Below are 9,621 nucleotides of genomic sequence, written 5' to 3'. Positions count from 1 at the left end.
GCTGGCGCGGACGATCAGCTCGGGCTCCAGCACGACGGTGGCATGACGGTGCTGGCCGCCCGAGGCCACCTCGTCCATCAGCAGCCGGATCGCTTCCTGCCCCATCATCCGGCCCGGCATGTCCACCGCGGTCAGCGGTACCGCCGCGGTGCCGGCCGTGCGGTTGTTCTCGCAGCCGACGATCGCGACCTCTTCGGGCACGCGGATCCCCGCCACGGTGTGCAGTTCGTGGATGATGGCGTTGGCCAGCTCATCGGTGACGGCGATCAGGCCGTCCGGCAGCTCGCCGGGGGTGCGTCGCGCGAGATCCTGCCCGACCACATGTCCGTGAGCCGCGGTCAGGCCGACGCTGTCGATCTCCTCCAGGGTGACACCGGGGCCCGCCTCCTCGACCGCCGCGCGCACCCCCCGGCGCCTGTCGCGCACGGGCTGGTAGTCGTCGTGCGCGACCACATAGGCCAGTCGCGTGCGCCCGGTGTCGATGAGATGGCGGGCCGCGAGATATCCGACGTGCTCGTTGTTGACCAGCACCGAGCAGCAAGTTCCCGGTTTCGGAGCGTAGTTGAGGAGCACGACCTGGCGCCCGTGCGAACGGATGCGGGCGATGCCGGCCGAGGAGTCCTCCATGGGCGCCAGCAGCACGCCGGTCACCCGGGACTCGTCGAAGAGGTCCAGGTAGTCGTCCTGAAGGGTCATGTCGCACGCCGTGTTCGCGAGCAGCAGGTTCTGGCCGACCGCACGAGCGGCGCCCTGCGCACCGTGCGCCATGTCGATGAACAGGGAGTTCTCGATGTCGGCGAGCACCATGCCGACGCTGTTGGTCGATCCCGACACCAGCGACCGGGCGGCGTCATTGCGCACGAAACCCAGTCGGCCGATGGCTTGGCGGACGCGTTGCGCCGTCGCCGGGCTCACCTTCGCCGGATGGTTCAGGACGTTGGAGACCGTGCCGACCGAGACGCCCGCGGCGTCGGCGACGTCCTGCATGCTCGGACCTGCATGCCCTTGTACTCGCGGACGGGCGGTTGCCACAGCGCTCCTCGACTTCCGGTCTCATTCAACCCCGGACCGCACGGCACTCACAGTGACCAGGCTGTCGCGGACAAGCCGCAGAATACATGACGCGCATTGAAGCGTTCCAAGCCCTTGTGTCCAGCCAGACACCAAGAACGGATAGGATTCTCTAATAAAAGCAGGTCACAGCGCTGCTCCGGCGTCCTCCTGCACGATCAACGGCAAGCGGCCGCCGACCGAAACGTGACGGTGTTCAGGGAGTGTGTGAGTTTCCTTCGGCATCCTGATTAAAACGCATCAATCAGTGAGACACTTGCACACGGAGCTCCCCGTTACCGATATCGCGGCTCCGCAACGCGGCCTCCGACCTTCGGGTTCTGGCGTGACTTCCCCCTCCTGTTGTTGATGATCTGGGCGGGGTGCCGGACGAAGGCATGACGGAGCGACCTGCACGTGATCGACACCGCCGACATCGACGTCTCCCTCGGTCTGGACGTCGGCAAGCGCGAACACTGCGCCACCGCCGTCACCCCGGCCGGGAAGAGAGTCTTCGACAAAGCGTCTGCCCATCATCGAGCCCAAGCTCCGCGAACTGTTCGCGGAACTCCAGGCCAAGCACGGAACGGTGCTGGTCGTGGTCGATCAACCGGCCTCGATGGGAGCTCTGCCGCTGGCGGTCGCCCGGGAGATGAGTTGCCCGGTCGCCTACCTGCCGGGGTTGGTGATGCGTGGAATCGCCGACCTCTACCCGGGCGAAGCCAAGGCCGAAGCGAGGGACGCGTTCGTCATCGCCGACGCCCCGACGTCAACCGCCACCTCGCCGGGCTGGTTTCCGGTCCGGGTATCCGCTATCCGATGGGGGAGCAGCACGACCTCCTCGGTGCCCGCCTCCCGACATGGTGCTGATGTCGAGCGAACCGCCCACGTACGAGCGTCCTGCTGTGCACGGGCAAAGGTCTTCTCCTGACAGAGGACGATCGCTACGCCGTGGCGGCCAAGGACTGGAATCAGAATGAGGACTCTGGAGCTCGGGAATGACGGTCGCGTCAGTTCGCGTTGATGCGGCTCGGAGGGGGTGGTTGCGACCGAGACTCGTGGTCGGCGCAAGCCGTGGGAGGTTGACGATGGGCTGTGGGAGCGTATCGAGCCGCTGTTGCCGTGATTGAGCGGGGTTTCGGTAGCCGGGGCGTCGTCGGCTCGATGACCGGCGGGTTCTGTGCGGCATCCTGTTCGTGCTCTACACCGGCATCCCCTGGCGCTACGTCCCGCAGGAACTGGGCTTCGGCTCCGGGATGACCTGCTGGAGGCGACTGCGGGAGTGGAACGAGGCCGGGGTCTGGCAGCGCCTGCACGAGATGCTGCTGGCCGAACTGCGGGCGGCCGGCATACTGGATCTGTCCCGGGCGTCGGTCGCCTCGAGCCATCTGCGGGCGATGAAAGGTGGTGCGGCCACCGGCCCGTCCCCGGTGGACCGGGGCAAGACCGGCAGCAAGCGCCACGTTATCGTCGAGGCCCACGGCGTCCCGCTGGCCGTGCCGCGCTGCCCGGTGCCAACCGCAACGACGTGACCCAGCTGATCCCACTGATCCGAGCCGTCCCGCCGATCCGAGGCAAACGGGGCCAGCCGCTGCGCCGCCCGAAGCACCTCTACGCTGACCGCGGCTACGACCACGAAAGCCACCGCGACCATGTCCGACGGTACGAAATCACCCCGCACATCGCCCGACGCGGCACCGAACACGGCTCCGGACTCGGCGTACACCGCTTGGTCGTGGAAGGCGCCGTCGCACTACTGCACTGGTTCCGCCGCCTGCGCATCCGCTGGGAGATCCGCGACGACATCCACAAGGCCTTCATCACATTCGGTTGTGCCGTCATCTGCTGGCGGCGACTGAGGACCCCGCTCTGATTCCAGTCCAAAGTAAGGTGGCATCCCATGTCGCGAACTCGCGCCAAGCACAAGGAAGCGGAATGCTCGCTAACTCATCGGCGCTGGCGGCCGGAAGGCGTCATTCGGTCGGACGGCGCTGGGATGGAACCGTTCTCGCCGTGGGCAATACCGCAGTCACGGAATGTCGTGTCGAGCGATGGCAAGACGTCGTCGCGGTGGCAGCCGGCAACGTCCATGCCGCGACGAACACCGGCAGGTCTCATACGGTGGGACTCCGGTCGGACGGCACGGTGCTGGCAACGGGGTGGAATGGCGATGGGCAATGTGATGTCGCCGGATGGCGAGGAGTCACGGCCGTGGCCGCAGGCTGGCGACGCACGCTCGGGCTGCTCGCGAATGGCCGCGTGCTAGCAGTTGGCCGGAGTTCAGAAGGACAGTGCGACGTGCAGTCCTGGCGCGAGATGGTCGTCCTCTCGTGTGGTGACTGGCACTCGGTCGGCGTCCGGTCGGACGGTTCTGCACTGGCTGCGGGGAACAACCGACGAGGGCAGCGTGCCGTTGAAGGGTGGCGTGACCTGGCCGCCATTGCTGCCGGGTATCTCCATACCGTCGGCCTCAGAGCCGACGGGCGTGCAGTAGCGACCGGCGACCGGGCAACCGGGGCGTGCGAGGTCGATGAGTGGGAAGACGTGGTGGCGCTCGACGCGGGCAGCTACCACACCGTCGGGGTCACGGCGTCCGGGCGGGTCCTCGCAGCGGGAGACAACAGCTACGGACAGTGCGAAGTCGGCGATTGGCGCGACATTGTCGCCGTGGCGGCCGGTTCAACGCACACCCTTGGTCTGCGTGCCAACGGCACAGTCGTGACCGCGGGTAACAATGCCGACAGACAGTGCGAAGTCGATACCTGGTCCGGAGTCCAGCTTCATAGGCCTCCGGGCCACGCCAACGCGAACTGACATGCCGTCACTCCCGAGCCCCAAAGACGTCGTTCTGATTCCAGTCCTAAGCCCTGGCCGACCGGATCGATGTGGTCCGGACGTCCACGCTGTCGGTGTCAGCCGCCATCGACGCACTGCTCGTGCGCCCGGCGACGGCTGCACCTGCCTGTCGCCCCAGAACAACGAAACGCCCCCAGAATCCGCGCCGGGTCAGAACGGACTGCTCGATTCCTTGCACCGGTGGTTCGGGCACCCGGAAATGGGACCCCTTCGGTCGACGAGCTGTTCTTCAAATAAGCCGGAGGTCCTGCCGTTGCTCTTCTTTCCGACGCCACCCAGGCCTCCTGACGCCCGGTTCCTCGCGATCCGGAGCTGCCAGGAGGCCCTTCGTCGAGCTGTCGAGTGGTCGTTCAGTTGATGCGGACGATCTTCCAGAACTGGTCGTCGATGTTCAGGTCGTTCCACTGCACGACTGCCGCGCCGTTGCTGGTGGAGGACTGGGCGACGCCGGCGTTGAAGCCGCTGCCCACGTTCTTGAGTTCGTAGTAGCCGTTGCCCGCGTCGGTGAGGGTCCATTTCTGTGAGTTCGCGGTGGACGGCGTGTTCTGGACGACGGCGGCTCCGGCGGTGGTGGAGCCGTTACGGATGTCCAGGTTCAGGTTGCTGTTGACGTTCCTGATGGTCCAGGCTCCGCTGCCGGCGGACTGGAAGGTGAACAGCTGGCAGAAACAGGCCGAGTTCTGCCACTGCTGGGTGGCCGTACCGGTGGCGGTCGAGCCCTGCGGGATGTCCAGGTACTTCCCGCTGTTCTTGTTGACGAGGACGTACTGCCCGGTGCCCAGCGCCGGCGGAGCAGTCTGGGTGACGTTCCAGCGCTGGCAGGCGCAGCTGGTGCCGCTCCACTGACCGGCGATGGTGCCGGCGGTGGTGGAGGCGTTCGGGATCTCCAGGTACTTGCCGGTGACACGGTTGGTGAGGCTGTAGCCGCCGGCCGGATTCGGGGCGACGGCCCACTCGTGGTCCAGGGTGCCGTTGTCGTCCCACTGGAGGATCTTGGCCCCGTCGGCGGTGGACTGGCTCTCCACGCCGAGCACCTTGCCGCTGGCGACGTTGAGGATCTTGAAGTAGCCGGAGCTCTGCTGCACGAAGCGCCACTGCTGGTCGGTGGCGTTGTCGGCGTTCTGCTGGGTGGCGTTCGTGCCGTTGCTGGTGGAGCCGCCCGCGATGCTCAGCATGAGGTTGCTGCCCGCGTTCGACACGGTGTAGGTGGCCCCGTCCGAGATGCCGCCTCCGAGATCGATGGTGCTGTAGGTGACGGGGTTGGAGAGATTGCTGCCCCCGTTGCCGCCACTGAGCACGAGCAGGCTGTGGCCGTCGGACAGGGGCACCATGCCGCGGCTGTAGCCTCCGGCGACGTTGGAGTTGATACGCGTCCAGGTGTCCGCGGCGCCGTTCTGGGTGTTGAGGAACAGGTCGCTGGTGCTGTAGGCGCTGACGACCAGCGTGCCGTTCGGACCGCCGGTGGGCAGCCACGTGATGTACGGAGTGCTGGTGGGGACCGTGCCGTCCGTCGACCGCAGGGGAATGCCCGTGACGGAGTTGAACGCCTCCGGGTCGGCGGAGATCTTGTAGTAGACGGCGAAGTTGCCCGAGGGGGAGCCGCCGTACTCGTACGTCATGACGTAGTTGCCGTTGGGCAGCTTCGCGACGGTGGGCATACCCGGGCGCTGGCTGTACGTGGGCATCGCGACGTCGTCCACTACCGGACCCCAGGTGTGGAGGTCCGTGGTGACCTGGTGCACGACCTTCTGGCCGTGGTCGGGGTCGCGCTGGTCGGAGTAGTAGACGATCAGCTTGCCATTGGCGTAGAGGAAGAACGGCTCCCATACGGGGGTGTTGCCGTTCGTGTCGAACGCCGCGCCGCCGGTGGCGATGTTGCTGGCGAAGGTCCAGGTCTGTCCACGGTCGGTGCTGGCGTAGACATCGATCTTGATGGCCGAGCGGTCCGCGGGGACCGAGGCACCGGCGGCCAGGATGGTGCCTGCCGGGAAGCCGCCCACCGCCGCGGGCAGTTCGAACAGTTCGGGCTCCCAGCGCATGCCCCAGCCGTTCTGGGTGTCGGCGACCTCGGAGATCTTCGACCAGGAGTTGCCGTTGTCCGTGCTGCGATAGATCGGGAGGACCGGCGTACCGGAGGTGTACTGCTCGAAGGTCGCGAGGATGGTGCCGTTGGCGGAGCCGTTGTGCTGCATCCGCATCGCCCGCGGGTAGAGCGCACCGGGCGAGGGCGCACCCGCAGGCGGGGTGTACATCGTCTGCGAGGGACGGGCCAGGGCGTCTGCCCGGCCGGCGGGCAGGACCATGGTCATCACCGAGACGAGCAGGATGAAGGCCAGGGACAAGAAGGAGACGGGACGGGAACGCGGAGCGGCGCCGGGTATGGCGCCTGTCTGCGCAGGGGACATTGCGGCTCCCAGGGGAAGGTGTGTGTCGGTGTCCGCCGGCTCGGAACGGCTCGGAGTGACGCGGCGGAGTTCTTGGGGCACGGCGCCCGCGGAGAGCCGGGCGGCACTGCCGGGCGCGGCTCGCGAGCGCGGGGGAAGCGGCTCGACGAGCGCGGAAGGAGGGAGGTGGGGCGCCCCGGCGTGTGGGTGCGCCGGGGCGGTGGCACGAAAGGGGGTGGGGTGGGGCGGGTCGGAGAAAGGGCGGGTCAGAGAGAGGGCGGGGGTGCCGTCGAGCCGCGGACGACGAGTTCGACGGGTGGGTCGTTCGCCGGCGGCAGTTCGGTGTCAGGCTTCTCCATGGCGTGGAGGAGAAGCCGGATTCCTTCGCTCGACGCCGCCTCGAAGGGCTGACGGACCGTGGTCAGAGGCGGGGAGACGTAGGCGAAGACGGGGTTGCCGTCGAAACCGACGACACTGACGTCCTCCGGCACACGACGACCACTTTCCCGCAGGCCGTGGATCAGTCCGATGGCCATCTCGTCACCTGCGGCGAACACCGCGGTCACCGAGCGGTCCGAGGCCAGCGCGAGGCCCGCGGCATACCCGGAGGCCGCCGACCAGTCACCGTTCAGCACGGGCGGCTCGTGCGCGCCCCGGGCCGCCAGCGCCGCCCGCCACCCCTCGATGCGGTCCTTGGTGGCGTACCACCGGCGGGGACCGGCGAGGTGATGGACGGTCGTGTGTCCCAGGTCCAGCAGGTGGTCGGTGGCCGCGCGGGCCAGCTCATGGGCGCCCACACCGACGGTCAGTGTCCGGGCGGCACTGAAGGCGGGCGGCGCTCCGACGAAGAGGACCGGCACATCGACGCCGAGCGGGACTTCACCCTCGACGATCGGTACGGAGACGACGATGCCGTCCACGCCCTGATCCAGGAGTGATTCCAGCGCGCCGGCGATGCTTCGCGGGTCGCCGTCCGGGGTGTTGACCACGCGCAGTGCGTAACCGGCGTCCCGTACGGCCTGTTCGATGCCCACGAGCAGGGAGGCGGTTCCGTACCCGGCTGTTGCCAGAGCGACCACACCGATGGACCGGGTACGGCCGGAGGCGAGTGCCCTGGCCGCGTTGTTCAACCGGTAGCCCAGCTCCTCAGCGGCCGCCAGGACACGCCGGCGGGACTCGTCGGAGACGTACGGCTCGTTGTTGAGGACCCGGGAGACCGTCTTGCGTGAGACGCCGGCCAGCCTGGCCACGTCCTCACTGCGCGGCGCGGAGGAGCCCGCACCGCGCTCCAGCCCTGTTGTCATGAAGTCTCCCCATGGCCGTGTGTTCTCCGTCGAACGAGGTCAAATTACATGACCGCGCGGTCTGACCGCGCGGTCAATGTGTACGCACCCGCCGAGCCGAGGTCAAGAGTTCTCGCAACGCCGCTTGCCTTCGGCGCGACGGCGGCCGAGACCGACGGCCCGGCGGAGCGAGGTGCCGGAGGCTTCCGAGCAATGCAAGCCCACCATGCATTTCTGCAGCTCAAGTGGCATTTGCGGAGACCGGAGCGATTCGAGGGGCAGCCATGTCAGCCCCATCCGCCCGGCCCGGCCGCCGGTTATTGAAGCTTCCGGACGGAGCGGGTAGATCATGGATGGTCGGACGGAAAGCCTTGACAGTGCACCCACGGAGCGTTCACGCTTCCTGGCGTCCGACGATCACGTTTGTTTGGTCATGTTGGATTCTGGTTCGCGACCGGCCCTCAGATGGGTCCCTCGACGACCCGCTCTCCGTCATACCCCCGTACGGCTGGCGTGCCACACCTGGGCATCGCCAGCCCCGTAGGAGCCGAAATGCACCGTTATTCTCCCGGTCAGACCATGCCTGGAACCAGCCGCCGCACCGTGCTCCGCGGCCTCGGCGGAGCCGCGGCACTGGGTGCCGGCATCCCTCTGCTCAGTGCCTGCGCCGGCAATTCCACATCGTCGGACACCAAGACCGTCACCGTCGGCTCCAACGCCTCCGACGCCGTCCCGAAGAAGGCGTACGGCGACATGTACGCGGCCTTCACGAAGCAGTCGGGGATCAAGGTCGCCCTCAACACGAAGGACCACAACACCTTCCAGGAGCAGATCAACTCCTACCTCCAGGGCACGCCGGACGACGTGTTCCAGTGGTTCGCCGGCTACCGGATGCAGTTCTTCGCGGCCAAGGGCCTGGCCACGCCGATCGACGACGTGTGGAAGACGATCGGCGCCAACTTCCCGTCGGCGATGCACGACCTGAGCAAGGGTCAGGACGGCAAGTACTACCTCGTGCCGCTGACGACGTCTCCGTGGGCGGTCTTCTACCGCAAGAGCGTCTTCCAGAAGTACGGTTACGAGGTCCCCACCACGTGGGACGCGTACGTCGCCCTGTGCAAGCAGATGAAGAAGGACGGCCTCGTCCCGATCGCGTACGGCGACAAGGACGCCTGGCCGGCGATGGGCTCCTTCGACCAGATCAACTTCCGCCTCAACGGCTACGACTTCCACGTCGAACTGATGGCGGGCAAGGCATCGTGGACCGACGCGAAGGTGCGCAAGGTCTTCGACACCTGGGCCGAGACTCTCCCCTACCACCAGGAGGGCGCGGTCGGCCGTACCTGGCAGGACGCCGCCCAGACGCTGGTGGCGAAGAAGGCCGGCATGTATATGCTCGGCATGTTCGTGGCCCAGCAGTTCACCGACAAGGCGGATCTGGACGACCTGGACTTCTTCGCCTTCCCCGAGATAGACCCGGCGTACGGGCAGGACACCGTCGAGGCGCCGACCGACGGCATCATGCTCAGCAAGAAGCCCAAGAACCACCCCGGTTCCGTCAAACTGCTCGAATTCCTCGGCACGCCGCAGGCCGAGGAGATTTATCTGAGGGCCGACCCGAGCCTCATCGCCGCCTCCTCGAAGGCCGACACCTCCGCCTACAGCGCCCTGCAGAAGAAGGCGTACGACATGATCAGCGGCGCGAAGCACCTCACGCAATTCATGGACCGTGACAGCCGGCCGGACTTCACCTCGACGGTGATGCAGCCCGCGCTGCAGAAGTTCGTCCGCGACCCCAAGGGGATCGACAGTCTGCTGTCCTCGATCGAGCGCCAGAAGAAGACGATCTTCGCGTCCGGCTGAGACCGATCCCCCTTCTGAAGCGGATGAACACCGACACCATGAGCTCCGACACGATCACGAAGAGCCCGGAGGCGGCCGCGGTGCCGCCTCCGGGCCCTGCCCCTGTCAACAAGCGGGTTCCGCGGGGGCACAAGCGCCTGCTGACCCGCCGTGACCGGCTCACGCTCGGCTTCATGGCCGGCGTG

Annotated in this window: 5 protein-coding genes and 3 pseudogenes; 5 read left to right on the top strand and 3 right to left on the bottom strand. The window is 67.2% G+C overall.

Annotated elements, in window-relative coordinates:
* Positions 1–987: LacI family DNA-binding transcriptional regulator (locus ABZT06_RS45125; RefSeq protein WP_355754490.1), on the bottom strand; the 987-nt coding region annotated here is incomplete at its 3' end.
* 480 nt (positions 988–1,467) lie between these two features.
* Here ABZT06_RS45125 and ABZT06_RS45120 point away from each other — a divergent pair.
* From ABZT06_RS45120 to ABZT06_RS45110, 3 genes and pseudogenes are all read left to right on the top strand, one after another.
* A pseudogene (locus tag ABZT06_RS45120) lies at positions 1,468–1,813 on the top strand (IS110 family transposase); the annotation flags it as partial.
* 276 nt (positions 1,814–2,089) lie between these two features.
* Positions 2,090–2,923, top strand: a pseudogene (locus ABZT06_RS45115) (IS5 family transposase).
* A 62-nt stretch (positions 2,924–2,985) separates the two neighbouring features.
* Positions 2,986–3,864: a chromosome condensation regulator gene (locus ABZT06_RS45110; RefSeq protein WP_355754488.1), complete on the top strand. Its 879-nt coding sequence runs from the start codon at positions 2,986–2,988 to the stop codon at positions 3,862–3,864.
* 392 nt (positions 3,865–4,256) lie between these two features.
* Here the strand turns inward: ABZT06_RS45110 and ABZT06_RS45105 are convergent, their stop codons facing one another.
* Positions 4,257–6,311 (bottom strand): RICIN domain-containing protein, encoded by a 2,055-nt coding sequence (locus tag ABZT06_RS45105; RefSeq protein ID WP_355754485.1) that lies wholly within the window; start codon positions 6,309–6,311, stop codon positions 4,257–4,259.
* 245 nt (positions 6,312–6,556) lie between these two features.
* Positions 6,557–7,594, bottom strand: coding sequence for a LacI family DNA-binding transcriptional regulator (locus ABZT06_RS45100; RefSeq protein ID WP_355754482.1), 1,038 nt, complete (start codon positions 7,592–7,594; stop codon positions 6,557–6,559).
* 531 nt (positions 7,595–8,125) lie between these two features.
* Here ABZT06_RS45100 and ABZT06_RS45095 point away from each other — a divergent pair.
* Positions 8,126–9,436, top strand: coding sequence for an ABC transporter substrate-binding protein (locus ABZT06_RS45095; RefSeq protein ID WP_355754479.1), 1,311 nt, complete (start codon positions 8,126–8,128; stop codon positions 9,434–9,436).
* A gap of 38 nt (positions 9,437–9,474) precedes the next feature.
* Positions 9,475–9,621 (top strand): annotated as a pseudogene (locus ABZT06_RS45090) (sugar ABC transporter permease); the annotation flags it as partial.

Origin of the sequence: Streptomyces sp. NPDC005483 (assembly GCF_040606035.1) — a bacterium.
Taxonomy (GTDB): domain Bacteria; phylum Actinomycetota; class Actinomycetes; order Streptomycetales; family Streptomycetaceae; genus Streptomyces.
This window is presented reverse-complemented; position numbering and strand designations above follow the sequence as displayed.